We start from the raw sequence: 25,196 nt of genomic DNA, 5'->3' as shown, positions 1-25,196 counted from the left end.
ACTCAACGGGTCGTCAACGTCGTTCCAGGATAATAATGGTACAGGATCTTCCTGGCTGGCCAGCCAGAGAGGGCGAGAGCCCGAGCTCCCCACTGGGAAAGCCCGACGCCGTGCCCCCAACCCCGCCCTTTCAGGACGAAGGCACCATGGGAGGATTTCCCGATGGGGACGGAGATCGGCTTGTTGACCGAAAAGCTGCCGGTTCCTGACGTGCTGCCACCTTCCCTCTGAAGATAGTGTCGTTTACGAGACGGATCGACGAGCATCTCGATAAGCTCCTTTGACGTAAAGGCCCCTTGTTTTGTGAGCAAGAACAGGAGCTGTTCCTCGGTAGCGGTCAGAGGAGCAACCACATCGACGGTGGGCGATAGCACTGGGCGAGGAGAGGATACAGGCATCTGGATCGGATAGAAATCCCGGCTGCCCCGAATTTGAAAAGCCGTGCTCTTGACCAGACGACTTCCGACAGCCATGCGGAAACGATGCCCCGATATTTTCCTCTGCCCCTTCGATCCAGTGACCAAGAGAGTCCGAACTCGTCCAGAAGCGTCCCGGTCAAGGACCGTCATGGCGGAGACAACTCCGACAGGAAATCCGGCCCTTTCCAAGGCTCGACCGATGGTCGAGCCTTTCAGGGAGGCGGTCCACGTCATATAGGGCGATCCCGAGGGTATGGGATCGGCGACAGAGCGAAGATATGGAACGTCTCCACCCCATACATCCTTCACCGCAGCGGTGACCCCGCCACAGTCGGAGTGAAAAAAGGTCTTGGCAAGCCTCCCTCTGTAGGTGAGGACCATCCCCCTAGTTTGGGCGATGGCCCGATCCGTGACAGGATCGTGGGCGCTCCCTCCCCGATAAGCCTGGCAATGGTGGGTATCACAGACGTCGTAGCCCTTTTTGCTGTGACGCCCAATCTGTCTCAGGGCGTACGTTCGGGAGATGATGGCCTGGACCTTGAGGGCCTCGATAGGCCAGGATGGATTAGCCTCCATCTTGAGAACGCCACGAAGATAGCTCTCCACGCCCAGGACGTTCACCACGGTGATCCTCCTGGCCCGAAGCAGGAGGTCGAATCGCCCAAGGTATCTGCGTTTGTTGAAGATAAGCATCGACGACGACGATACCGACACCGGCGGGGCCATCGTCTGGCCGTTGACACGTAGGGAGGAGCCCGAGACCATCACGGACGCAGATCGCCCTGCGGAGATCCGTTTTCCTGATCGATCAGAAAAAGAGAGAGCCGAAGACGACGAGATATCGACACGTGAGCGTCTCTCGGCAAGGCCGACCCTGATGAGTTGTTCGGCTCCGGAGGGGGACACAGAACAGAGAAGAACGACCGTTATGAGCCACAACACGACCCTCGTTTTACGAAAAAAGGGCATTCACTGATCCTCCTTAATGGGTATGACAAGCTGACGATCCTGAGGTACAGAGCGCCCTAAATACGAATAGGTCCGGGCCGTAGCCTTTCGACCTCGGGGGGTTCTCTCCAGAAAGCCCAGCTGAAGCAGGTACGGTTCGTAGATGTCCTCCACCGTCTGAGGTTCCTCGTTGAGAGCCGCCGCCACGGTGGAGAGTCCCACGGGACCGCCTCCGAACAGATCGACCAAGGCCTCCAGGATACGACGATCCCCCTCGTCCAATCCGAGATCATCCAGACCGAGCATGGCCATGGCCCGTTCCGCAAGAGCGGCCGTGATGATCCCACTCCCAGAGACCTCCGCCACGTCTCGAACTCGACGAAGCACTCGAAGGGCAATGCGAGGGGTCCCCCGGGAGCGCTCAGCGATCTTCAGAGCGGCCTCGGGGTCGATGGGCACCCGAAGCACCGAGGCCCCCCGATCGATGATAGATGCCAATTCCCGTCCTGAATAGAGGGAGAGCTGTTCAACGATGCCGAATCGGGCCCTCAGTGGGGACGTGAGAAGACCAAGTCTGGTGGTGGCTCCTACCAGGGTAAACCGGGGAAGAGAGAGGCAGATATTTCTGGCCAAAGGCCCCTTGCCGACGATAATGTGGAGGGAGAAGTCCTCCATAGCCGAGTACAGGATCTCCTCGATGCTGCTGTTCATACGGTGAATCTCATCGATGAACAGGACATCGTTATCCTGGAGATTTGACAGAAGAGCTGCCAGATCTCCGGTCTTCTCCAGGGCAGGCCCTGTGGTAATTCGAAGATCCCCCCCCATCTCCCGGGCGATGATCCCTGCAAGGGTGGTCTTGCCCAACCCCGGCGGTCCGTAAAAAAGGGAGTGATCCAGGGCCTCGCCCCGTTGACGGGCTGCCTTGATATAGATACGAAGCTTGTTCTTGATAGGCTCCTGCCCCGTAAAATCGTCCAGAGAAAGGGGACGAAGGGAAAGGTCGTCGTCTTGATCGGAGACGTCGACCAGACGCTGATCAGAGCTCATGACAGATCACCGCCCCTCCGCCCCGTGTGAACTCAGGTGTTTCAGCGCTATCATAATCAGCTCCTCCACACCAAGTCCCTCCAAAGAACGGTGCTCAGCCACCACGGCCATGGCCTGGACCGATGCTTGGCGGGAAAAACCAAGTGATTCCAGAGCCTCCAAGACGGTCTCTCTATCGGGAATGACCGCTCTTGAATCCCCTCTTTCCACCGTTTCAGGAAGACCTCGAGTCATCTTCTCCTGAAGCTCAAAGCAGATACGCTCGGCGGTTTTCTTTCCGATGCCCGGAACGGACGTCAGAGCGGCAGGATCGCCCAGGGTAACCGCCTGAACAACCGACTCGGCAGCCATGCCCTGAAGGACCTGCATCGCAAGTTTTCCACCGATGCCCCGAACCGAGAGAAGGCGGAGAAAGACGGCCTTCTCAAGGCCGTCGGCAAATCCGAAAAGGCTTGGCCCGGTCTCGGCAAACTGGACGTGACAGTGAAGCTCCACCTGAGCACCCAGGGAGCACAGAGCCCCGGCCTTTCGACTCAGCTGGATCTCAAAACCAAGGCCAGCCACGTCAACGATAGCACCGGAAATGGTCTCATCGACCACGGTTCCCCTGATTCTCGCCAGCATCTCTCAGGACCTCCCCGCAAGGACTCCCGGCCAAAGAGCAAGCCCAGCCAAGGCCACGGCCAGAGCGTCTGCTGCGTCGTCCGGCTTCGGAAGATCGTCGAGACCAAGGATAGTCTGAACCATACGCTGAACCTGCCCCTTCTCGGCCCGACCGTCTCCACAGACGGTGATCTTGGCCTCCGAAGGTTTGGGTTCAAGGACGACCAGGTCGCTCTCTGCTCCCGCCAGAAGGATCACGCCCCGGGCCTCCCAGACGCTCTCGGCCGTGGTGGTGTTCCGACCAAAGTAGAGCCGTTCCACTGCCATAAAATGAGGGGAGCATGTCTCTATCTGCTCCCTCACGGCCCGATAGAGCCGACGTAAACGTTGAGGAACACCCATCCGGGGGGATGTCTCGACACAGCCGTAGATGAGCTGTCGAAATCGGCTTCCCCGCTGTTCCACCACAGCATATCCCATTCGGCCGATGCCCGGATCGATACCCAAACACCGAATTGCCTCACTCAATCTGTTCCATGACCTCGTCGGGAATATCGAAATTGGATGAGACGTTCTGGACGTCGTCATGGTTCTCCAGAAGGTCCATGAGCTTCAATATCTTCCGGGCTCTGTCTGGATCACTCACCTTCACCGTGCTTTTGGGCACCATCTGACTCTCGGCATCCTCCACAGAGTACCCTCTGGCCTCCATGGCTGAACGAACGTCGTCCACCACAGAGGGGTCAGAATACACTACAAAGCCGCCGTCGGTCTCCACATCCTCTGCCCCGGATTCAAGAGCGGCCTCCATGAGCTCCTCCTCGTCCAGCTCCTGCCCAGCCAAGGTAATCACGCCTCGACGCTCGAACATCCAGGCAACGCATCCACTGGCCCCCAGAGAGCCTCCGTTTCTGTCCAGGATCATCCGAATCTCCGGGGTCGTTCGATTTTTGTTATCCGTCAGGCATTCGACGATCACAGCCACACCCTCGGGGGCGTAGCCTTCGTAGATGAGCTCCTCGTAGGTCGCGCCCTCAATCTCACCGGTACCTCGTTTGATGGCCCGTTCGATGTTGCTCGACGGAACGCTGGCCGCCTTGGCCCTGTCAAGGGCCGCCTTCAGACGGATGTTCGTCGCTGGATCACCGCCCCCCTCCTTGGCAGCGATGATTACAGCTTTGATTAATTTTTGAAAAAGGTTGCCCCGCTTGGCGTCCTGAGCGGCCTTGCGGTGCTTTATATTCGCCCATTTTGAATGTCCAGACATATTTTTCCATCACCTCGTTGATTGGTGTATTGCGCCCCTCGCCATGTCGCCTCCGAACGGATCGCATATTTCGGGGAAACATCGCTTGTGGGCGTTGAGCTCGTAGCGTCGCCGAACGTCCCCATCGCCAGTTTGTCCCTCGGACAAAATATAGCCGTCGATCCTCTCGTAGGAGAGCCCCATATCCTCCTCGTCAGTCTGTCCCTCCCAGAGACCGGCTGACGGCGGTTTCTCGATTATAAGCGGAGGAACAGCCAGATACGAGGCCACGGCTCGAACCTCGGCTTTTGTGAGAGCCCCCAGAGGGAGGAGATCGACTCCCGAGTCGCCGTGTTTGGTGAAATACCCCACCGTGAACTCAGCCCTGTTGCTCGTCCCGCAGACCAGATAGTTTCGGCTCTGAGCCAGGGCATAGAGGGTCGTCATCCGAAGCCGGGGCTTGACGTTAGCCCCGGCAAGTCCGTGAGGATCGACTCCCGTTACGGAGACCAGAGTATCATACACCTCCGACAGGTCAACCGTGACCGACGGCAAACCAAAGGCATCGATGACCAGATCGGCGTGACAGGAGTCCTCGGCCAGACTGTGACAGGGCATCTTCACCGCCAGCATACGCTCTCCACACACGTTCCGGAGTAGAACTGAAACCACCGCCGAGTCCAACCCTCCGCTCAGACCGACGACCGCACCTGAGCATGGACTCTCGTCGAGTTTGCGTCTCAGCCAAACCCGAATGGCCTCGACGATCTCCGCCGGGGCCCGTCGAATCTCGATCACGGCTCTCCCTCCTTGATAGACAACTTGGTTATTGTACCATACAGGCTCAGGAGAGAGCGACGGATCGGGGCATCTCCGAGCCCGGAGCTCTCGATGAACGTCCCGTTCCTCTCCTCATCTCGTCCGGGAACGCCTGGATCGGCGTACGTGAGGAGAGCTGGAAGGGACGTGATGGTCGCTTGGCGACAAGTGCGAGACAGAGGAGGAGCAGCCCCGACGATCGGGACGGCTCCTCGTGTTCCTCATGTGTTATGCGCTATGCGCGCTATACACCATACGCTGCGCTCTACCCGTTGTCCGTCTCCGGCGCGTCCGTATGGCTTACTCTCCCGGCTCGTGCGTCCCTCATCGCCTCAGGAAAAGCAGGGGCAGGGCGAGGAGCACCGACGCCGGGGAAAGCCCCGTGGCGCATCCCCCACCACCCGAGGACGAGTGAGGCTCGGGCGATGACCCCTGGGTCGTCTCAAGCTCCACGAGGACGAGGTCGCCGCGCGAGAAGAAGTTCCTGAAGCCGTGGATCGTGACCTCAAGCGTGTTCCTGGAGATGAACCTCGATGCGATGACGGGCGGGCCGTACCACCGACCCCGCTTCACCTGTACCAGGGTCCCCCCCGCGTCGATGTCGCCGTCTTTGTGTGCTTTCATGAGGGCGGCTACGGTGTTCACGTTCTTAAATTTACCCAGGTTCTCCTCCGTCAGGGTGATCTCGATGCGGGCGTCGGTCACGTTTTCGGGGATCGTATCAGCCGTCTCGAGGGGGATGACGGACAGAGCCCTCACCGAGGTGGCGATTCTGCCGGGACCCAGGTGTATCTCCTTCGAGGTGAGTGTCCCGACCACGGCGTCGATCATCGTTCGCTCCTCCCCGTCGTTTTTCGGCAGGACCTCCTCCACAATCAATACGGTACCCGCGAGCTCTGGCGTGATGTACACGTCGCCGGAGTTCAGGATGACGAATTCGAACGCATCGGGCTTGTCGAGGTCGGTGCCCGGTGACGGAGTCCCCACGGTCAGTGCGTAGGCCTCGATGTCGGGGTTGACCGGTTCGGGGGTTCGAAGCTCGCCCCTCTGATCCCTGGCGATGAGGGGTTTGATGCCAGCGCCCACATCCCACGTGCCCGCCTTGATGGCCGAGCTGCCTGATCCGATAGCCATGGTGAGGGTCGGACCGCTGTTGTCGGCCAGGGGATCGAGCTTGGGGTCGGATGCGATGTTGCCCGTTCCGGTGTACCCGCCCTCCACCACGCAGTATTTCACGGTGGGAACACTGGCGTCATGAGAGATCTCCGTCCCGTTGTCCCAGAGGATGCAGTTAGTCACGGCGGGGTTGCTGCTTATCCAGTTGCCCATCCCGCCGCCAGAGAGATCTGCAGCCCCGGCGCAGATCGTGAACCCGTCAAGGATCGCCGTATCGCCGCAGCCGGTGGACCTCACCACGTGGAGGCTGTTGGTCCCCTGAATATGATCCGCCAAGACCGTGGCTCCGTGAATGTCGTGGGTATCGTTATCGTCGATGTCCCCGGTGAGGACCGTGATCTTCTTGAAGGGATCCCGCTCGGCGGAGCTCGTCTCGTCCCCTTTGAACCCGCCGTAGAGGGCCACGTTGTTCCGCAACACGAAGGAGTCGGTGTTGCTGGTACCGGGACGGTAGACGCCCTCCTTCACCCAGAACTCCACGTCACCGTTGGCAGGAGGGACAGCTTTCAAAGCCTCTCGAAACTGGACCTCGTTCAGGGCTGTGGACCAATCAGAACCGTCGCCACCACCGGTATTTGCGGCATCGACCCTCAGGATCGTCACTGCCCAGGCGGATCCGCTCAGAAGGGCCACGACCAAAGTCAGAACCAGGATCGCCCCTCCTGCCCCCATTCCTTCCCCTCTCCCTTTTCCTCTCCTCGTGCCTCCGTCTCCACGCCCCCCCAATCCACCCATGACTTCATCTCCTTTCACGTTGATATGTGATATATGATATGTGACATATATATATGGGCATCGGAGAGCACACTCCGAAAACATATACAGATAACGCATAACATATAACATGTAATGCATAATATATAATACATGGCGCCTGTTTCTCTATCTGAGTATTAACGCACTACCGCGCCGTTCCCCTTCTGTCAAGCTCTGAACAGTGGAAAATGTCGGGAAAAAAGCGGGGAAAGGACGGGAGGAAGGGAGGACATCCTCCGTGGGATGTGGGACGTCCCCGGGCATCGGTCACACCGCTTCCGGGAGGGTGCCATGAGAAGCACAGACCATGAAGGGCAAGACAAAACCCCGACGCGCGAGCAGGGGCTCGGCGTCGGGGCTGAAAGACAGGGGCCTCAGGCGCAGGAGATCCCTGAGTCTGAGGCCCCTGTTCGGTTTTTTACGAAACAGCTGCTGGATCAGGCTCCCATAGTGGCGACCATGACGGCTTTGATGGTGTGAAGCCGGTTCTCCGCCTCGTCGAAAACCCGGGAGTTGGCCGACTCGAAGATCTCCTCGGTGACTTCCTGTCCCTTGATGGCGGGCAGACAGTGGAGGAAGATGGCGTCGGGATTCCCGGTAGCCTTCATGAGCTCGGCGTTCACCTGGTAGGGGCGCAGGAGAGCCTCCCTCTCGGCGGCCTTGTCCTCCTCGCCCATGGATGCCCAGACATCGGTGTATACCGCATGGGCTCCCTCGACTGCCTTTTTGGGGTCGCTCTCAAGAACGATTTTGGCACCGCTTTCCTTGGCGATTTCCTGGATTTCGTCCATGAGTTCTTTATCGGGGAACAGGTTCTCGGGCGAGCCGATTGTGCAGTGCATGCCGACCTTGGCAGCGCCGATCATCAGGGATTTCGCCATGTTGTTCCGTCCATCGCCCACGTAGACGAGCTTCAGGCCCTTGAGGCATCCGAAGGCTTCCCGCATGGTCAGGAAATCGGCCAGCACCTGGGTGGGATGGTAGTCGTCGGTCAGGCCGTTCCATACAGGCACGCCACTGTACTTCGCCAACGCCTCCACCAGCTCCTGGCTGAATCCCCGGAACTGAATTCCATCGAACATCCGTCCCAGCACCCGGGCGGTGTCCTGAACGTCCTCTTTTCTGCCCAGATGGATGTCGTTCTTTCCCAGGAACTCAGGATGACCACCCTCGTCGATGCAGGCGACAGTGAAGGCACACCGCGTTCTGGTGGACGACTTCTCGAAGATGAGAGCCACGTTCTTCCGATCCATGAGGTTCCCTTTGATTCCAGCCCTTTTCTTACGCTTGAGGTCCATGGCGAGGTCAAGAAGATAGTTGATCTCCTGGAACGTGAAATCCTTCAGCGTGAGAAAGCTTCGTCCTTTGAGATTAAGTGGCATAGCAAAACGCACTCCCTTCAAAATATACACTGTTTTTTTTCGGGCTCTACGAGTCCTCTTTTCTCTCCGTAGATTGTAGCCGATATGGTGCAAGAAGTAAACTCATTTCTTCAGCAAGTTTATCTCTGGGACATCGGCCCACGATTTTCCCCTTTCGAAAAAAGACGATCCCGCTCGGAGATCCCGCCACCCCGATATCGGCGTGACGCGCTTCTTGAGGTCCGTTGACCTCACAACCCATGACAGCCACCGTGAACCCATCGGGAAGATCCTCGAGGAGAGGGGCCAGATCGGGCATAGCGCCAATGACGTCGAGTTTCTTTCGTCCGCAGGTTGGGCAGGAGATAATTTCAACTCCCTTATGTCGCAGGTTCAAGGAGCGAAGGATCTCGTACCCTGTCTGGACCTCCACCAGAGGCGAGTCGCTCAGGCTTACCCGAAGGGTGTTGCCAATCCCTCTGGAGAGAAGGATACCGAGACCGACGGCGCTTTTGGTCACACCAGGAATACCGGATCCGGTCTCGGTGATGCCAATGTGGAAAGGGTAGTCACCATGTCGCTGGTGAAGAAGCCCGTTTGCCGTCAGGGTCTCTCCCACGCTGGTCGACTTGGCCGAGAGGATAACGTCATGAAAATCGTGTTCCTGAAGCATCCAAAGTTGTTCCTCTACGGCAAGAGCCAAGGCCGCTCCCCTGTCTCCCTGAGCCTCTTTCACCTGTCTTTGGCTGATCGATCCACTGTTGGCTCCGATCCGAATGACGGCCTCGTGTTCCCTGGCAGCGGCGATGACGCCCCTCAGTTTTTCCGGGCTCCCCATGTTTCCCGGGTTGATTCTGATAGCGGCACAACCTCTGACCAGAGCCTCCACCGCCAGGGCCGGATCAAAATGGATATCGGCCATGACGGGGATGGGGCTGTACTCTACGACAAAGCCCAGGTCTTCCCTGAGGTCTGCCGACGGGAAGGCCACCCGGACCATCTCGCATCCAGCTTCATGCAGTTTTTTTAAGTCGGCCAGGCAGATGTCTCGATGGTTCAGAGGTGTTTTCAGCATGCTTTCAACCCGTATGGGAGCGTCCCCGCCGATGGAAAGGCCCCCGATCAGTACCTGTCTGGCCATGACGTCCTCCTCACGACGACAGAAGCCGGGCCACATCGTGCCAGGTGATAACCACGATGAGAGCGATCAGCACGACAAATCCGGTCAGATGAATGTACGCCTCGATCTTCGACGGAAGTTTTTTGCCCAGGATCATCTCCCCTATGATAAAGGCGATTCGACCGCCGTCCAGGGCCGGAAATGGGAAAAGGTTGACTACCCCCAAGTTCAGACTGATAATCGCCAGGAAGGACACAAACGCCCAGAATCCCTGTTTTGCGGCCGATCCGGCCATGGAGGCGATGCCCACGGGACCGGAGACATCGACCTGGCTCTGTCCTCCAATCCAGTCGAATATCCCCCGGACCATAGCGACCGACATAGAGATGGTATACGAGACAGAGGTTTTCAGGGCCAGGAGGAGGGGATAGCGCCGCATCCCAGGTTGAACCCCAAGCAGTGGCCGCCCTGACGAGGGATCCACGGGAACCTTAACCGTTATGGAGAAAACCCCCTCGCCTCGACGAACCTGGAGATCCAAGGGCGAATCGTCATCGTGGGAACGGATCCGGTCGGCCATGGAAGCCCAGTCGTCGACAGCCTCACCGTCCACGGAGAGGATCACGTCGCCAGGTTGCAGACCAACAGACTGGGCCGGATATCCGTCCATGACGACGCCGATCCGGGCGGCCTCCATGTCCAGGACTCCATGCCACCAGAGCAGGCCCGCCGTCAGGATGAAGGCCAGAAGTATATTGGCTCCCGGCCCCGCGAATAAAACGGCCAATCGGGCCCAGCCCGATTTTTCATCGAACCCCATTCCAGGGGCGACGGGCTTCCCGTCGTCCTCCTCCATGCCAGCCAGTCGAACGAATCCACCGATGGGAAACAGCCTGATGGACCAGAGGTTCCTCTTTCCCTGAATCGAGATCAACGAGGGCCCCATACCGAAAGCAAATTCATGAACCTGTACGCCACAGGCCACGGCAGTTCGGTAGTGACCGTATTCGTGGATAACGACACACACGGCGATGATGAATACAAACGCCAATATATTGATAAACATGTCTATTCCTCCAAAACACAGATGGAACGGGCCTCCCGACGGGCCCAGTCCAGAATGGACAGCTCGTCCTCCAAAGAGGAGGCCCTCCGCCCATCGAATCGTTCCAGGACCGACGCAACTGTCCGCCAGATATGAGTGAACGGGATCACCCCACGCAAAAAGGCAAGGACAGCGACCTCGTCGGCTCCGACGAGGACTGTGGGATAACTGCCCCCCGCTTTGGCCACTTCAAGACAGAGATAGTATCCAGGGTATCGGTTTCGATCAGGACTCCGAAAAGACAGGTCAGCGCCATCCAGGTCCAACGGCGAGATCCCCAAGGGGGCCAGAGGAACCCTTTTGGGATACCCGAGGGCACTGAGAGCGGCGAGCTTCATGTCTGGAGGAGCCATGAGGAGCTTGACCGTCCCGTCGATAAACCGGACCAGACCGTGGATTGAGGAGCCGGGATGGATATACCCTCTCACTCGATCGTGGGGCAGATCAAAGAGTCTCATTGCCTCGACGATCTCTATGCCCTTGTTGATCATGGTGGCACTGTCCACGCTGATCTTATCTCCCATGGACCATACTGGATGAGCCACGGCCATCTCGGGAGTGACCAACGCAAGCTCCTCCAGGGGCGTTTCACGAAAAGGACCTCCCGAGGCCGTCACCGCCACATGATCGACGGCAGCGATGTCCTCGCCCAGAAGACACTGCCAGATCGCGTTGTGTTCGCTGTCCAGGGGGCGAATTTGTCCAGGGGCCGCCTCAGGCAATACCCACGGCCCTGCGACCACCACGCTTTCCTTGTTAGCGAGAGAGACGTCCTTCCCAGCGATCAGGGCAGCCTGGAGGGCTGGGATCCCGTCAGTCCCCGACGAGGCCACGACGACATGAGAGACGTCAGGATGGTCAACGACCTCCATCAGGGACTGGGGACCGAAGCTCCACCTGGTAGTACGCCCTCTGGGGAGCGACGTTTTCCCTGAGAGACCAGCCATGGCGGCCAGGGCGGGACGAAACTCCTGAACGAGCGGTCCCATTTTTTTCATATCGCTGTTGGCAGCCAGAGCGATCACGGAGAATTCGTCAGGATAGCGACGACAGACCTCCATAACAGACGCCCCCACGCTGCCGGTACAGCCGATCACGGCAACGCCGACAGTCACCGCCAGATAACCTCAAAGAGAAGATACACGACGGTCAGGCTGAAAAGAACGCTGTCGAAACGATCCAACATCCCTCCATGCCCGGGAAGGACGTTGCCACTGTCCTTGACGGAGACCTCCCGTTTCAGGATCGACTCGGCCAGGTCTCCAACCTGTCCCACTATCCCGCAGATTATCGCAATCACCAGCAGAGGAAACGGGGGGAAGCGACGAAGGTACGCCATGAGGGAGGCCGCCAAAAAACTTCCGGCCAACCCGCTGAGGAACCCCTCCCAAGTTTTTTTGGGACTCACCTGATCGCAGATTTTATGGCGTCCCCAGGCGGTTCCTACGAGGTACGCAAAGACGTCGCAGGTCCACGTACAGAGGAAAACGGTGAGAAGCAATATCTTCCCTGCCGGAGCGCTCCGAAGCAGGATAGCGAAACTCCATGGAAGGACCACATAGACGAAACCAGCCATGATCCCGGCCCCATTCTCAAGCGCTGTACTCACCTCGGAGTTCTGCCGCCGAAGAATCTCGAAGGTCATGGTCATAAAGAAAGTCACCCCAAGAGAGACCAGGATAGCTCGTGCCCCCATATCGGCGAGCCCGACACCTAAAAGGACGATGACGCCAGCAATGAGACCAATCCCCGGGGAGACCTTTAGCCTCCGACCAGCCAGACGGTAGAATTCAACCAGAGATGTCCCTGCGATAACCGTGACCACAACTCCCCAAGCCCATTCACCATAGATGATGGCTCCCAAGACCACCGCTGCGACCGTGAGACCGCTGAAAGTACGGATGAACAGCTCTTTACGTCGTTCAGCGGACAGTACCATACCGTCGTTCCCTTCTTCTAAAGGACTCAAGGATGTCATCCAACTCACGAGGTGTCATATCGGGCCACAGGGTGTCGGTGAAGTAGAGCTCGCTATAACTCCCCTGCCAAAGCCAGAAATTGCTCAGCCGGAGTTCCCCACTGGTTCTCACGATCAGGTCGGGATCGGGAACATCTGAGAGGTACATCCGTTGGGACAGGATATCCTCCGAGACGAACTGACCGGGGTTCTCCTGTATAAAGCGGTTCACGGCGTCCACTATTTCTCGACGACCGCCATAGTTGAAGCATGCGATGAGCTGAAGCCCTGTACACGCCGAGGTTGAGGATTCAGCCGTATCCATGGCTTCCAGCACTGCTGCGGGAAGGCCGTCTCGGTTGCCGGCGAATCGCACCCGGATATTCTCTCGAAGGAGGTCTTTGAGCTTTTTTCTGGCGTAATATCCGAACAGCTTCATGAGGCCGGTGACCTCAAGAGTCGGCCTTCTCCAATTCTCGCTGGAGAAGGCGTAGATCGAGAGATATTTGATCCCCCTGTCTCTGGCAGCGTACACGATTGTCTCGAGGGTTCTCACACCTGCCCGGTGACCCAGGAGTCTGGGGAGCTTTCGTTTTTTGGCCCACCGGCCATTACCGTCCATGATGACGGCAAGGTGTCCCGGAACGCCTTCTTGATCGATCATGACCGCCCTCCAGAAGTCAAAGAATCCAGCCGGGCCCGTACTTCCTGGATATCCTTCCAGGTCAGGGCCTTGGGGCCGTCAGGGCGACGAGACTCGTTTCGCAGTAGATAGCTTGGATGAAACATAGGCATAAGATCGATTCCTTTCCATGAAAACCACTGCCCCCGCAATTTGGTGATACCTCCACCCGTTCCGAGGAACCATTTCATGGGAGTATTCCCAAGACAGACGATGACCTTTGGATTGACGACGGCGATTTGAGCCTCAAGAAAACGCTGACAGACCATGGTTTCTTCTATGAAAGGAACCCGATTCTGCGGAGGCCGACATTTGACCACGTTGGTGATGTATACCTGCTGACGATCTATGCCGGCTGCATCGAGGATCCGATTCAGAAGCTGACCAGCTTTGCCCACGAAAGGAATTCCCTGTCGGTCCTCATCGGCACCAGGTCCTTCACCGACGAACATGAGAGGAGCATCTGCCGGCCCTGCTCCAAAGACAACGTTGGTTCGCCCCTCGGACAAAGCACATCGCTCACACCGAGCCGCCTCTTGTTCGACGCTACTCAGGATTTTTCTGACCCGATCCAAGCTCACGGGAGGAGTACCTCATTCACATCCACATCGACCTTTCGCACCTCTAAACCGCAGAGAAACTCGACGGTCAGCTTCACACAAGCGGATAACTCTCGAGCCACGGCAAGCAACGTAAGATCTCCGACGACGAGTGAGACTGTCAGATACATATCCACGGCCCCATCGGTCTCACGGACCTGGAGACCGGTTACCTGAGAGACCTGCAGGTGTTTCTGAGCTAGATGACGGCCGATCTGTTCGACAGCATCGGCCTCTATCTTGATATCTCCGTAGAAACTAAAAGGAGGACGAACGATGGTCTTTTCATACGAGTCTTTGAAACGCAGGAGATTTCTGAGTCGCCCTACCAGTTTACCTGTGTAGTTCTTTCTGATCTGAGCTTGGGACACGGGTATAACATGCTGCCTCTTATGCCGTCGTTCATATTGAGCTTTAGCGATTTCATCAGGAGAGGCCACATCCGATATGAGGACAAACTCCTCGGGTTGGTTCAGACCGAGAGAACGACATATTTTTTCAGCCATCCCATAGGAGGTAGCGATCACCATAAGGGAACATGATTTCCTCTGAGCCAGGAACGAAATCACCTCAGCACGATGATCGGGAAAGAGGAACATGGCCCGTCGAATGGCTCGGACCATGTTTTTCTCGGTTTTCGCACTTTTTCCCGCCACAATTCGCCCTCTGGCGATAACCAGGCCATCGTCGATGATATACTCGATGTCCTTCTGACGGGCCACAAACTGGGCTCGAAGGCTTTTCCCCGTTCCGGCCGGACCGACAAAAGCGATGACCCGAATATTCTCCAGCGGGCCTGTCATGACGGCCTTCAGCGCTTACTTGAGACCACAGAGGAAACCTGGGCCCCCAGTGCCATGAGGTTTTCCTTGATCCGCTCGTACCCGCGCTCCACATGGCTCATACCATGAACCACCGTCTCTCCCTGAGTGGCGAGCCCTGCAAGTATGAGAGCCGCTCCGGCCCGGAGGTCCGAGGCCACCACGTCAGCGCAGTTCAGAGAGTGGACACCGGTGACTATGGCGGTATTCCCCTGGAGCTCCACGTCGGCCCCCATTTTTTTGAGCTCGCTGGCGTGAAGGAACCGAGACTCGAAGATGCTCTCCTTGATGATGCTGGTCCCCCGAGCCAGAGACATAACAGCCATGAGCTGAGGCTGTACGTCGGTTGGGAATCCGGGATAGGGCAACGTCTTCATAGAGACGGCCTTCATTCTTTCCTGCGACGGAACGACCGAGACGGAGCCTTCCATAGAGTGAACCTCCACCGAGGCCTCCTCCAACTTGGCGAGCAAGGAGTCAAAATGCTGAGGGATGACATCCTCAACCGTCACAGCCCCGTTCGTGATAACCCCAGCCAGAAGATACGTACAGGCGGCGATCCTGTCAGGTATGATGCGAATGGACGCAGCGCTCAGATCTGCCATCCCCTGAATGGTCAAAACCCCGGTCCCCTCGCCCTCGATTTTGGCCCCCATTTTTCTGAGGACATCGGCCAAATTGACGATCTCAGGTTCTCGAGCCACGTTCTCCAACACCGTCTCTCCCTTTGCAAGTACAGCAGCCATGAGAAGATTTTCCGTGGCCCCCACCGAGGGGAAATCAAGGTAGATGCGACACCCTTTAAGGCCCTTCGTCGAGGCGTGAACCGCTCCGTGACGGAGGTCGATGGAGGCGCCCATTTGGGCCAGTCCCTTAAGGTGGAGGTCAATGGGACGGCTCCCGATCGAGCATCCTCCAGGAAGAGGCATGACAGCACGTCCCTCACGAGCCAGCAAGGGACCGAGTACCAGGGAGGACGCCCGCATTTTCTGAACTAACTCTCCCGGGGTTTCCCATGAGACAGAGTCTGGAACCGTTACGACAACTCGATGATCCGAAAAGGTGATATCAGCTCCCAAGACTCGAAGAAGATCTACCATGGTGGTGATATCCTTAAGTTCCGGCACGTTGTCCATAACCAAAGTGGCGTCTCGAAGAAGCAGAGATGCAGCCATCACCGGCAAGGCAGCGTTTTTAGCCCCTTGCATTCGAATGGTCCCCTTTAAGGGGATCCCACCCTTAATTCTCAACGTGTCTTCCACGATACCACTCCTAGCATCTTCATCGTACCCGGGAATCGACACTTCTCCCGCATCCCGATCTCATGATCATCTGTTGATTATACCATCACCGGTCTGTGAGTTATCGTAAAAAAGACGTCCCCACTCCCAAGGCAAAAACCTGAGCAAGGGAGAGAATCGCCAAAACGGCTTGCGTGGAGAAACCAAGATCCAGAAGGCGATGATGTACATGCCCCCGATCCGGCAAAAAAGGGGAACGGTGTCTGAGAAGACGACGCACGATAGTGATCATGGTGTCGATGACCGGAACCCCTCCCCAAAAGACGAGCCCCAGCAGTTCTCGACCTCCCGGCTTTATAAAGAAGGAGGAGAGAGAGGGTAAAGTCAGAGAGGAGACCACAAATCCAAGAAAATAAACGCCTCCATCGCCCAGGAACGTCCTGGCTTTCGGCCAGTTCCAGGGAAGAACCCCCAGGCAGAGGGCCACCAGAGGGAGGGTCGTCGCAGGATAGCCTCGAAGGGCCAGAGCAGCCAAAGCCAAGGTGGCCATGGACAGTGACAGGCCATTCATTCCGTCGATCAGGTTGTATGCATTGGTCGTGCCAGCGATCCACAGGATCGACAGAATAGTGGGCACAAGAGCACCCTTAAAAAAAGGCACAGCGACAAGCCCTGCAGCCATCAGATGAACCAAGAGACGCAGGCGTGGACTCAGGGAAATCATATCGTCCAGATATCCCACCAGGAACACCATTGAACATCCTGTGATCAATGTCGGGAAAAAAATACCTGCCGGGGAGAATATCAGACTCCAGAACAGGTATCCAGCCCAGAGGATGAGCCCAGCTCCTCGAGGAACGGGCTCCCTGTGGATTTTGCGGGGCTCAGGGCGATCAACCAGCCCAAAACGCCCCGCAAGTTTTATGGACAGAGGGGTCAGTCCGATCCCCCATAAAAAAAGAAACACCGTTGCCGTGATCGTCGAGGCATCAAGGGAGATCCAGGTCATTTGGTCCCGAAGAGTCGATCTCCGGCATCCCCCAGGCCGGGGACGATGTAGCCGTGGTCGTTCAGATGGCTATCCAGAGCTGCGCAGTAGATATTAACGTCGGAATGGGCCAGATGAACCCGCTCCACTCCCTCGGGAGCGGAGATAAGACAGACCAGGGAGATCCGCCGGGCCCCTCGTTTTTTGATCATGTCAATGGCCGCCACGGCCGAGCCTCCCGTCGCCAACATCGGATCCAGGATAAAAATCTCCCTTTCATTGATATCGCCGGGAAGCTTGCAGTAATACTCAACAGGCTCCAGGGTCTCGGGATCACGGTACAGGCCAATAAATCCGACTTTGGCGTTCGGTACCAGATCCAGGATGCCATCCATCATGCCCATGCCCGCTCGAAGGATGGGGACCACCGCGAGCTTTTTTCCTGCCAGAGCGTAGGCCTTGGTCGTGGTCAGGGGGGTCTCCACGTCGATCATCTCCAAAGGCAAGTCCCGGGTGATCTCGTAGACCATAAGGCTGGATATCTCCTGGACCAGGTCTCGAAAATCCTTGACCGACGTGCGGACATCCCGGATGAGACTCACCTTATGCTGGACCAGGGGATGGTCGAAAATCACGATTTCCCCCCGTTTTTGCCCAAAGGACTTGGAGAGACTGTGCTCAAACGCACGAATTTTCTGAGTACGCCGGACATGACGGTCTCCCTCAAAATCGGTTTTCAGCCACACAGAGACGATGTCTTTTGATCGATCCACGTCGGCTCCCCGACCGGGCAGCGCCAAGATGTTGGCATCGTTGTGACGCCGGGAGAGCTCAGCATCCCCTTGATCCCGACAGAGAGCGCAGTACGCGCCAGGTACCTTGTTGGCGGCTATGGACATGCCTATACCGGAACCACAGATCAGGATTCCCCGGTCAGCCTCATCGGAAGCCACTATCTTAGCTACCTGAAGAGCGATGTCAGGGTAATCGCAGGAGACATTTCCACTATCGGTCCCAAAATCGGACACATCCAAATGGAGATTCTGGAGGAAGGAGATCAGCTCTTTTTTAAGGTCATACCCGGCATGGTCCGACCCGATGACGACTCTCATGGGACCTCTCCTTTAGCTGAGCAACGTAAGCATCACCGACGCAGCCACGGCAGTACCTATCACACCGGCCACGTTGGGCCCCATTGCGTGCATCAATAGAAAGTTACCTGGATTCTCCTTCTGAGAAACGTTCTGAACCACTCGAGCCGCCATAGGGACAGCCGAAACCCCGGCAGCTCCGATCATGGGATTGATCCTCCCTCCGCTCAGGACCTTCATCAGCTGACCAAACAGGACCCCACCTGCTGTGCTGGCGACGAAGGCAACCAACCCCAGCACGATGATTTTGATGGTCCCCAGGGTAAGAAAATCGGCGGCGTTCATGGTCGCTCCCACCGACAGCCCCAGGAAAATGGTGGTCGCGTTGAGTATCTCGTTTTGAGCTGCTTGACTTAACCGATCGGTCACACCACACTCCCTGACGAGATTCCCAAACATGAGTATCCCGATAAGGGGGACCGACATAGGCAAGAGCAACCCCGCCGCCACGGTACATACGATGGGGAACAGGATTCTCTCCATCTTGCTGACCGGACGAAGATTATCCATACGGATGGCTCTGTCGGCCTTGGAGGTCAGGAGCTTGATCACAGGAGGCTGGATCAGGGGGACCAAAGACATGTAGCTGTAGGCAGCCACAGCGACAGCACCCAGAATCTGAGGGGCCAGCTTCATGGTGAGATAGATACTGGTCGGACCGTCGGCTCCGCCGATAATGGCGATAGAAGCTGCCTCCTTGACCGAAAAACCCATGGCCATGGCCCCGAATAGGGCGATGAACACGCCCAGCTGCGCTGCCGCTCCGAGGAGAAACGTCACCGGATTAGCCAACAGCGGCGCAAAATCCGTCAAGGCTCCTATACCCATAAAGATGATCACCGGGTAAATCTCGTGTTCCGTTCCAAAAAAGACATACCGAAGAAAGCCACCTTCATCCATAATCCCCGACAGAGGAAGGTTCACAAGAACGCATCCGAAGGCTATAGGCACCAAAAGGAGCGGCTCAAAGCCCTTGGCTATGGCCAGATACAGAAAGGCAAACGCCACGACCAACATGATGATGTTGCCCCAGGTCAGGGCGGCAAATCCTGACGATCCCAGGACCTTTGCCATAGATTGGAGATAGAGCTCCATAGCACTCCTCCAAATCAGCCGATTACGGCCAGGACATCACCACTGTTGACCGTAGCTCCTTCTTTTGCGAGTAGCTGGGTTACCGTTCCGGCGGCAGGAGCCACGATCTCGTTCTCCATCTTCATGGCCTCCAGGATCATAAGCACATCACCGGTCGCCACGGATCCCCCCTGGGCGACGACAACCCGAAGGATCTTTCCGGGCATAGGAGCCGTCACGGACTCACCACCGGATGCCGAGACCGACGCTGCTGGCGTTGGCGCAGGAGCTGGAGCCGGACTGGAGGCTGGAGTCGGAGCTGGAGTTGGAGCAGGGGGCGCAGCCGGAGCAGGTGCAGGAGACGGGGCCGATGCTGAGACAGCGCCCAGGGCCTCCACTTCCACATCGAAGGGCGTTCCATTAACCGTCACTCTGTATTTTTCCGCCATGATCGTATTCATCCTTTCATAATACGTCTAAAACTTTCGATTACCTGCGGTCCAGGCCGATCGATCCAATCCCTGCAGTCCATCAAAACGCCCCCAGTTAAGCCACGAGTGCCGAAGACCTTCCCCTCGAGCCGGCTGAACACTGAGAATCCGAGTCCCATTCCCCAGCTTTGCAATCAGCACACCGCTGATAGCCGCGACCAGCTCAGGAGACAATCCCTTCGACGGGATCGATCCCGAGAGGGGGGGCATCACAGCGGCTTGAGACAGCGCCATCTGGGATGGTTTACCTGAACCTCCGGGAGATTGCACCTCTTTTTTAAAGCTCACGAACAGCCGGATCGTGAATATCACCACCGTCAGTCCCAACAGGACCAGAAAGACGATGCTGAAGGCTATTACAGACAGGCTCAAAGCACCGCTGATTCCCTCGAAAACGGCGTTTTCCATAACAGACCTCCTTTAATGGGGCATGACGCCGTGTTTCCTGCGAGGAGGAGCCTTACGCTTGGATCCGTTGCTCTGAAGAGCAAGGATAATCTCCTGTCGAGTCTCCTCGGGAAGGATCACCTTGTCCACAAGCCCTCGACTCGCTGCCTGGTAGGGATTGGCGAAAGCCTTCTCGTATTCGTCGATCTTCTGCTGCCTCGTGGCCTGCTGATCCTCAGCCTCGGATATCTCCTTTCGGAAGATGATGTTGGCGGCACCCTCGGCTCCCATGACGGCAATCTGGGCCTGAGGCCACGCCAAAACCGTATCGGCCCCCAGAGCCTTGGCACACATACCCAAGTAGGCCCCTCCATAGGCTTTTCTCAATACCACGGAGATCAGGGGGACCGTTGCCTCGCTATAGGCGTACAGAAGCTTGGCTCCATGGCGGATAATGCCGTTCCATTCCTGGGTCTTTCCAGGTAGATACCCAGGGACGTCGACCAGTGTTACTATAGGTAAATTAAAAGCATCACAATGACGAATGAATCGACTGGCCTTGTCCGAGTTGTCGATATCCAGGCATCCCGCCATGTTATTGGCCTGATTGGCCACGATACCTACAGCCTGTCCGCCGAAGGATCCATAGCCGATAACCATGTTTTTGGCCCACAAGGGCTGGACCTCCACGAAACGTCCGTCGTCCACGATCTTCGTGATCACGTCTCGAACGTCGTAAGCCTTGTTGGGATTTGTGGGAACCAACTCCCGAAGGGCAAGTTCCACCCGATCAGCCCTGTCCGCCGTCTTTCGGAGGGGGGCGTCGTCCATGTTGTTACTTGGAAGAAAGCCCAGGACCTCCCTGACTTGCTGAAAACACTCGGCCTCGGATGAGGCGAAGAAATGGGCGTTGCCTGACTTGCTGTTATGAGTCATCGCTCCTCCCAGCTCCTCGCTGGAGACCTCTTCGCCGGTCACGGCCTTGATGACGGCTGGACCTGTGATGTGCATAATCCCAGTTTTCTCTACCATGAAAATATAGTCGGTCAGAGCTGGACTGTAGACGGCACCTCCTGCTGTAGGCCCCACGATAACCGATATCTGGGGGACCACCCCACTGGCCTGGGTGTTTCGATAGAAAATTCCCCCATACCCGTTAAGAGAATCGACAGCTTCCTGGATTCTGGCACCGCCACTGTCGTTGATCCCCACCACCGGAGCTCCGTTCTGAAGAGCCAGATCCATAATTTTACAGATCTTTTTTGCGTGCATCTCCCCCAGGGAACCACCCAGAACGGTGAAATCCTGACTGTAGACGTAGACGACTCGTCCGTCGACGGTTCCCCATCCAGTGACGACCCCGTCACCGGGGATAACCTTGGACTCCATCCCAAAGTTATGGCACCGATGCTCAACGTACTCGTCAATCTCCACGAAAGAACCCTGATCTAAAAGCATCTGGATTCTTTCTCTGGCCGTCCCTTTCCCCTTCTCTCTCTGCCTGGCAACAGCTTTAGTTCCGCCACCTAAGCTCACCTTCTCTCGTTTTTCCAGAAGGTGTGTACACAGTTCGTCGATGGATCGACTCGCCATTCCCTTTCCCTCCTAATTAGTGAACAAATTGGTCTGAACCCGTGCCCTCAGGTCTCTCCACTCTCCGAGATCCCCCTTTCGCATCAATTGTCACAGCAGATCGGGCCAAAGGGGCAACCAGCCCCGGTATGAGATCATACCAAAATCCACGATGGTTGATAACATGTTTTTACTGGGATATCCAGAAGACCTGACTGTTTGAGGGTAAAAAATCTTAAAAACAAACGTATTTGAAAAAAGATCATCTATGTCGTTGTCGTTGAGCACAGGAGCATAGTACCACCGTCCCCCGGTATTCTCCACCATGGACAGGAAGGGATCATCGGGAATATCGGTCACCCAGCCTGATACGGAAACTCCATTGAAGAGACAGAAGCGGGTTAGTCGTCTCATGTCCGCCTGAGAGAAAAAGACCGCAGTATCGACTACGATCTGTGAGATCTTTTGGGACCTTCCCCAAAGGTCGCGAAGGATATCATCCACTCCTACGGCCTCAGATACGACCACCGCAGCTGAGAGCTTCGCCTCGTGGCCGGGTGCCACGACAGCAGTCACGTCTCCTTTCGTACGAGAATCCTTCAAAAGTCGGCCAGCCTTCATCTTATTTTTCCATACGGCGGAAAGCACACCACGTTGTTCGTTAAGATAATGGGGAAATGCCGTACCCATGACGGAGTAAATCGTCACAGCTAATCCATGTTCGGCATCGACAGAGTCCACCGATGGGGCCGCTAGAGCCGCAAGGGTTGAAATGCCACTTTTATCGCCTGGTCTGGGCTGAAAAACCATAATGGATCGTCCATCGGAGGACAGTACGACACGACGATCGTCCAAGGCAAAAAGGGCCATTCCATCGGGAACATCGAAAAGGTTGGTCTGCTCCCACGCCCCGTCCTCCTGAGGAGCAAACACCGAGAGGCTGCCGTCGTCGGACAGAGCTAAAAGGTCGCCAGTCGGTCCCCAGACAAGAGAGCGGGGTGACCTTTTCTTCAGAAAACGTACTTTGTCGTGACGAGGCCAGGAGAACAGACAGATACGATCTCCGTTCCGATCAGAGACGGCGATCGTCTTTCCCCGGATCGCCACAGCTCTCGGTTCGAAAACGCCTTTATCGTCGGGATCCCAGCTATGGATTTTTTTCAAAGACGGATAGTCATAGATGTCCACCGTTCGCCCCATAGGACGAGTGACGACCAGGAGAGAGGACGAGAGAAGGGCCATATCCCCCACGTCTGGTCCGATATCGCGACTTCGAAGGGACAGAAAGGTGTTTCCGTCATCCTCATACTCGACGAGAAGTCCCTGCCTGGACCCCACCAGGAATCGAGAGCGACTTAAAGACACCACCGAAACGGGCTCGGGGAAGGGCAGGTTCCGCCGCCGATGTGGCTCTAAAACCTGGACTAAATCAGCAAACTGATCTGTTAGAAGGATGGCGTCGCCCAGAGCCGCACACTGTCTCAAGCCGACTGTCCCCGTTGGCACTTCAGGGGGAAGAGAGAGAAAACTCTTTAGAGACTGGGAAAAACCAGTATAGGCGGTTTTTATTTTCTTGAGGGGATCCACATGAAACTTCACGACTGCCGACAAGATCTTCTGAACCGTGGCGTCCATGGGACGAACCTCCAGATAGGAGCGAAGATCCTGAAGAGCCATCTCGGAGAGTCCTACATGCGAGCGGATCAACGAGCGAAGAAGATAACAGTCCACGTTGTACGGATCGGCCTGGAGACTCGCATCTACAGCATCCAAAGCATCCCAATATCGGCGATCGACAAAGGATTTATAGCTCTCGACAAAACGGCGTTCCGACTCGACACGGTCGCCTTTAGGGGGTCGAACGAGTTCCGTGGTGGGGATCGTAGCAGGTTCCACGGCAAAGAGCGGCTCTCTACAGCTCCAGGAGCACAATACAATAAGACAGAGGATGGGCATCACTCTCATGGATACAATATTCCTTTGTGCAAGAGATCCAAACCGGCAAAAGAGGCTACGCCTAAGGCGATTGCGGCGGCAAAAAGAAAACCGATGAGGCATCGGATGTACGCCACGGTTCCTGGTCCACCAGGAAGAACTCCCTCGGAGATCCGACGGACAACCCGGGAGAAAAAAAGGCAAAGTCCAAAACATCCCAGAGCCAGAAGAGCCTGAAGGTTAACCCTGGGAATCGCCTGAATAAAAGCCATGACAGGTCCTCCTTCGAATGACCGTAAAAAATACGGGGAGGTGGCCCGAGAGCCCCTCCCCTGTATTGTACACTACCTGGCGATCAAAAGCCCATCAGATGGCCTCTTGTTCCTGAGCTCTGCATCCCCCCGTGGATTTGTTTAAGGACATCCACAGCGACCTCCAAAGCCCGTTTTCCGTCGGAAATACCCACCAATGGTTGCTTGCCATCCCGGATACACCCGATAAAGTGCTGGAGCTCCAGCTTGAGAGGCTCGCTCTTGGGAAAGATGGGATGTTCAATAACCTCGACCAACCCAGAACCATTTTTGTTCACGCATCGATGGATGGAGACGTCCTGAGTCTCGTAGTTGATGGAGAGATACCGCTCGGGCTCCATAATCTCCATCTGACGAAGGCGGCGTTCGGAGACCCTGCTGACCAGGATATGGGCCATGGCTCCGTTCTCAAAAGAGAGCTGAGCCGAGGCTATATCCTCGTAATCAGAGCGAATACAGCGTCCTGTAGCTGAGATGCTCACGATCTTGGAACGAACAAGGGAAAGGACGATATCGATATCGTGGATCATGAGATCCAGGACAACTCCAACATCGCTGATCCTGGAGGAAAACGGGCCAAGGCGGCGGGATTGGAGGAACATGGGCTCGTGAGAGATTTTGGAAACGTATTGGATGGCACTGTTGAACCGCTCTATATGCCCCACCTGAAGAACCAGATCCCGATCAGCTGCTATAGAGAGCAGTTGTTCCGCTTCATCCACGGTCGTCGTAACCGGCTTTTCTATGAACACATGGACCCCTCGAAGAAGAGCCTTCTGTGCTACCTCGAAGTGGTGTACGGTGGGGACCACCACGCTGATACCGTCGGGGCGGGCCACGTCCAGCAACTCATCTATGGTGTCATAGTATGGAACGCCCAGATATTGCCCAATACTGGCGGCCCGATCACTATTGACATCGACGACGCCCACCAGTTGGGCCCCCAGAACCTCCGTATAAATACGGGCGTGATGCTGTCCCAAATGGCCAACGCCGACGACACCCATTCTCTCTAATCCCACGTTTTTCACTCCCCATCTAAGCGGATATAGACACAACGTGTGGTTATTAATATGAGATCATCCATTTATATGCTACTACTTCTAATAGTATCACTTTTTTTCGACAAAAATGGCATGATCTACACGGGAAAAAAGAACCATTCGATCCCGAATGTCCCCCCTGCGGTATGAGAAACAGCACGTCTCGCCACAAGCCGTACAGGTGTCTGCGACAGCGATGTTATAATCAGGGATGCCTGCGGATGTCAGTTGCCCCTTAATGATCCCCGCCAAGTCAAAATAGACCTCTCCCAGCTGGGGGATAACCCGATACCGATGAGGATCGAGTACGCTCATGGCCCTGGTCGTATGTGAATCATCCA

At 56.4% G+C, this 25,196-nt stretch carries 27 protein-coding genes; 1 reads left to right on the top strand and 26 read right to left on the bottom strand.

Annotation, left to right across the window (positions count from 1 at the left end; translation table 11 throughout):
- Window positions 1-2: 2 nt before the first annotated feature.
- The 7 genes from CSA35_03305 to CSA35_03275 form a co-directional block, all read right to left on the bottom strand.
- A complete protein-coding gene (locus CSA35_03305) occupies window positions 3-1,388 on the bottom strand; it encodes a stage II sporulation protein SpoIID (GenBank protein PIE54906.1) in 1,386 nt (461 codons plus the stop codon).
- Window positions 1,389-2,417, bottom strand: coding sequence for a Holliday junction branch migration DNA helicase RuvB (locus CSA35_03300; protein PIE54905.1), 1,029 nt, complete (start codon window positions 2,415-2,417; stop codon window positions 1,389-1,391).
- 6 nt (window positions 2,418-2,423) lie between these two features.
- Complete coding sequence (gene ruvA / locus CSA35_03295) at window positions 2,424-3,041, bottom strand: Holliday junction branch migration protein RuvA (protein PIE54904.1); 618 nt, start codon at window positions 3,039-3,041, stop codon at window positions 2,424-2,426.
- Window positions 3,042-3,044: 3 nt separating this feature from the next.
- The gene (locus tag CSA35_03290; protein PIE54903.1) at window positions 3,045-3,608 is read right to left on the bottom strand and encodes a crossover junction endodeoxyribonuclease RuvC; all 564 of its coding nucleotides are present in this window, start codon (window positions 3,606-3,608) and stop codon (window positions 3,045-3,047) included.
- Complete coding sequence (locus tag CSA35_03285) at window positions 3,541-4,287, bottom strand: YebC/PmpR family DNA-binding transcriptional regulator (protein ID PIE54902.1); 747 nt, start codon at window positions 4,285-4,287, stop codon at window positions 3,541-3,543. Before CSA35_03285 ends, CSA35_03290 begins: the two co-directional genes overlap by 68 nt.
- A 9-nt stretch (window positions 4,288-4,296) precedes the next feature.
- Entirely contained in the window at window positions 4,297-5,055 is a 759-nt protein-coding gene (gene nadE, locus CSA35_03280) for an NAD(+) synthase (protein ID PIE54989.1), read from the bottom strand.
- A gap of 354 nt (window positions 5,056-5,409) precedes the next feature.
- Complete coding sequence (locus CSA35_03275) at window positions 5,410-6,996, bottom strand: hypothetical protein (protein PIE54901.1); 1,587 nt, start codon at window positions 6,994-6,996, stop codon at window positions 5,410-5,412.
- A 312-nt stretch (window positions 6,997-7,308) separates the two neighbouring features.
- Between CSA35_03275 and CSA35_03270 the strand changes: the two genes are divergently transcribed.
- Complete coding sequence (locus CSA35_03270) at window positions 7,309-7,497, top strand: hypothetical protein (GenBank protein PIE54900.1); 189 nt, start codon at window positions 7,309-7,311, stop codon at window positions 7,495-7,497.
- On the opposite strand, the gene argF is transcribed toward CSA35_03270, so the two are convergent.
- The 19 genes from argF to CSA35_03175 form a co-directional block, all read right to left on the bottom strand.
- On the bottom strand, window positions 7,455-8,399 hold the full coding sequence (argF, locus tag CSA35_03265; protein PIE54988.1) for an ornithine carbamoyltransferase: 945 nt from the start codon (window positions 8,397-8,399) through the stop codon (window positions 7,455-7,457). The genes CSA35_03270 and argF overlap by 43 nt on opposite strands.
- A gap of 46 nt (window positions 8,400-8,445) precedes the next feature.
- Window positions 8,446-9,519 (bottom strand): 4-hydroxy-3-methylbut-2-en-1-yl diphosphate synthase, encoded by a 1,074-nt coding sequence (gene ispG, locus CSA35_03260; protein ID PIE54899.1) that lies wholly within the window; start codon window positions 9,517-9,519, stop codon window positions 8,446-8,448.
- 10 nt (window positions 9,520-9,529) lie between these two features.
- Window positions 9,530-10,564 (bottom strand): RIP metalloprotease RseP, encoded by a 1,035-nt coding sequence (gene rseP / locus CSA35_03255; protein PIE54898.1) that lies wholly within the window; start codon window positions 10,562-10,564, stop codon window positions 9,530-9,532.
- 2 nt (window positions 10,565-10,566) lie between these two features.
- Window positions 10,567-11,664, bottom strand: a complete 1,098-nt coding sequence (locus tag CSA35_03250; GenBank protein ID PIE54987.1) for a 1-deoxy-D-xylulose-5-phosphate reductoisomerase — start codon at window positions 11,662-11,664, stop codon at window positions 10,567-10,569.
- A 50-nt stretch (window positions 11,665-11,714) separates the two neighbouring features.
- Entirely contained in the window at window positions 11,715-12,542 is an 828-nt protein-coding gene (locus CSA35_03245) for a phosphatidate cytidylyltransferase (GenBank protein PIE54897.1), read from the bottom strand.
- A complete protein-coding gene (gene uppS / locus CSA35_03240) occupies window positions 12,526-13,224 on the bottom strand; it encodes a di-trans,poly-cis-decaprenylcistransferase (protein ID PIE54896.1) in 699 nt (232 codons plus the stop codon). The genes CSA35_03245 and uppS overlap by 17 nt, the downstream gene beginning before the upstream one ends.
- Window positions 13,221-13,796: a uracil-DNA glycosylase gene (locus tag CSA35_03235; protein PIE54986.1), complete on the bottom strand. Its 576-nt coding sequence runs from the start codon at window positions 13,794-13,796 to the stop codon at window positions 13,221-13,223. Before CSA35_03235 ends, uppS begins: the two co-directional genes overlap by 4 nt.
- A 23-nt stretch (window positions 13,797-13,819) precedes the next feature.
- A complete protein-coding gene (locus CSA35_03230) occupies window positions 13,820-14,644 on the bottom strand; it encodes a hypothetical protein (GenBank protein ID PIE54895.1) in 825 nt (274 codons plus the stop codon).
- Between the two features lie 8 nt (window positions 14,645-14,652).
- Window positions 14,653-15,924: a UDP-N-acetylglucosamine 1-carboxyvinyltransferase gene (gene murA / locus CSA35_03225; protein PIE54894.1), complete on the bottom strand. Its 1,272-nt coding sequence runs from the start codon at window positions 15,922-15,924 to the stop codon at window positions 14,653-14,655.
- A 100-nt stretch (window positions 15,925-16,024) separates the two neighbouring features.
- Window positions 16,025-16,912 (bottom strand): undecaprenyl-phosphate alpha-N-acetylglucosaminyl 1-phosphate transferase, encoded by an 888-nt coding sequence (locus CSA35_03220; protein ID PIE54893.1) that lies wholly within the window; start codon window positions 16,910-16,912, stop codon window positions 16,025-16,027.
- On the bottom strand, window positions 16,909-18,003 hold the full coding sequence (locus CSA35_03215; protein PIE54892.1) for a uracil phosphoribosyltransferase: 1,095 nt from the start codon (window positions 18,001-18,003) through the stop codon (window positions 16,909-16,911). The genes CSA35_03220 and CSA35_03215 overlap by 4 nt, the downstream gene beginning before the upstream one ends.
- A 12-nt stretch (window positions 18,004-18,015) precedes the next feature.
- Window positions 18,016-19,137: a glutaconyl-CoA decarboxylase subunit beta gene (locus CSA35_03210; protein ID PIE54891.1), complete on the bottom strand. Its 1,122-nt coding sequence runs from the start codon at window positions 19,135-19,137 to the stop codon at window positions 18,016-18,018.
- 14 nt (window positions 19,138-19,151) lie between these two features.
- Complete coding sequence (locus CSA35_03205) at window positions 19,152-19,565, bottom strand: acetyl-CoA carboxylase biotin carboxyl carrier protein subunit (protein PIE54890.1); 414 nt, start codon at window positions 19,563-19,565, stop codon at window positions 19,152-19,154.
- 27 nt (window positions 19,566-19,592) lie between these two features.
- Window positions 19,593-20,015, bottom strand: coding sequence for a hypothetical protein (locus CSA35_03200; GenBank protein ID PIE54889.1), 423 nt, complete (start codon window positions 20,013-20,015; stop codon window positions 19,593-19,595).
- A gap of 12 nt (window positions 20,016-20,027) precedes the next feature.
- A complete protein-coding gene (locus CSA35_03195; protein PIE54888.1) occupies window positions 20,028-21,587 on the bottom strand; it encodes a methylmalonyl-CoA carboxyltransferase in 1,560 nt (519 codons plus the stop codon).
- A gap of 90 nt (window positions 21,588-21,677) precedes the next feature.
- Window positions 21,678-23,531 carry a hypothetical protein gene (locus CSA35_03190; GenBank protein ID PIE54887.1) on the bottom strand — a complete coding sequence of 618 codons (1,854 nt, stop codon included), beginning with the start codon at window positions 23,529-23,531 and terminating at the stop codon, window positions 21,678-21,680.
- Window positions 23,528-23,773 carry a flagellar biosynthesis protein FliR gene (locus CSA35_03185; protein PIE54886.1) on the bottom strand — a complete coding sequence of 82 codons (246 nt, stop codon included), beginning with the start codon at window positions 23,771-23,773 and terminating at the stop codon, window positions 23,528-23,530. Before CSA35_03185 ends, CSA35_03190 begins: the two co-directional genes overlap by 4 nt.
- 83 nt (window positions 23,774-23,856) lie before the next feature.
- Entirely contained in the window at window positions 23,857-24,819 is a 963-nt protein-coding gene (locus CSA35_03180) for a UDP-N-acetyl-D-glucosamine dehydrogenase (GenBank protein PIE54985.1), read from the bottom strand.
- Between the two features lie 105 nt (window positions 24,820-24,924).
- Window positions 24,925-25,196 (bottom strand): hypothetical protein (locus tag CSA35_03175; protein PIE54885.1); only part of this gene is annotated, 272 nt, incomplete at its 5' end.

Source organism: Dethiosulfovibrio peptidovorans, from assembly GCA_002748665.1.
GTDB classification, from domain to species: Bacteria; Synergistota; Synergistia; order Synergistales; family Dethiosulfovibrionaceae; genus Dethiosulfovibrio; species Dethiosulfovibrio peptidovorans_A.
The sequence above is the reverse complement of the archived record's forward strand: the minus strand, read 5'-3'. Positions and strand labels throughout refer to the sequence as shown.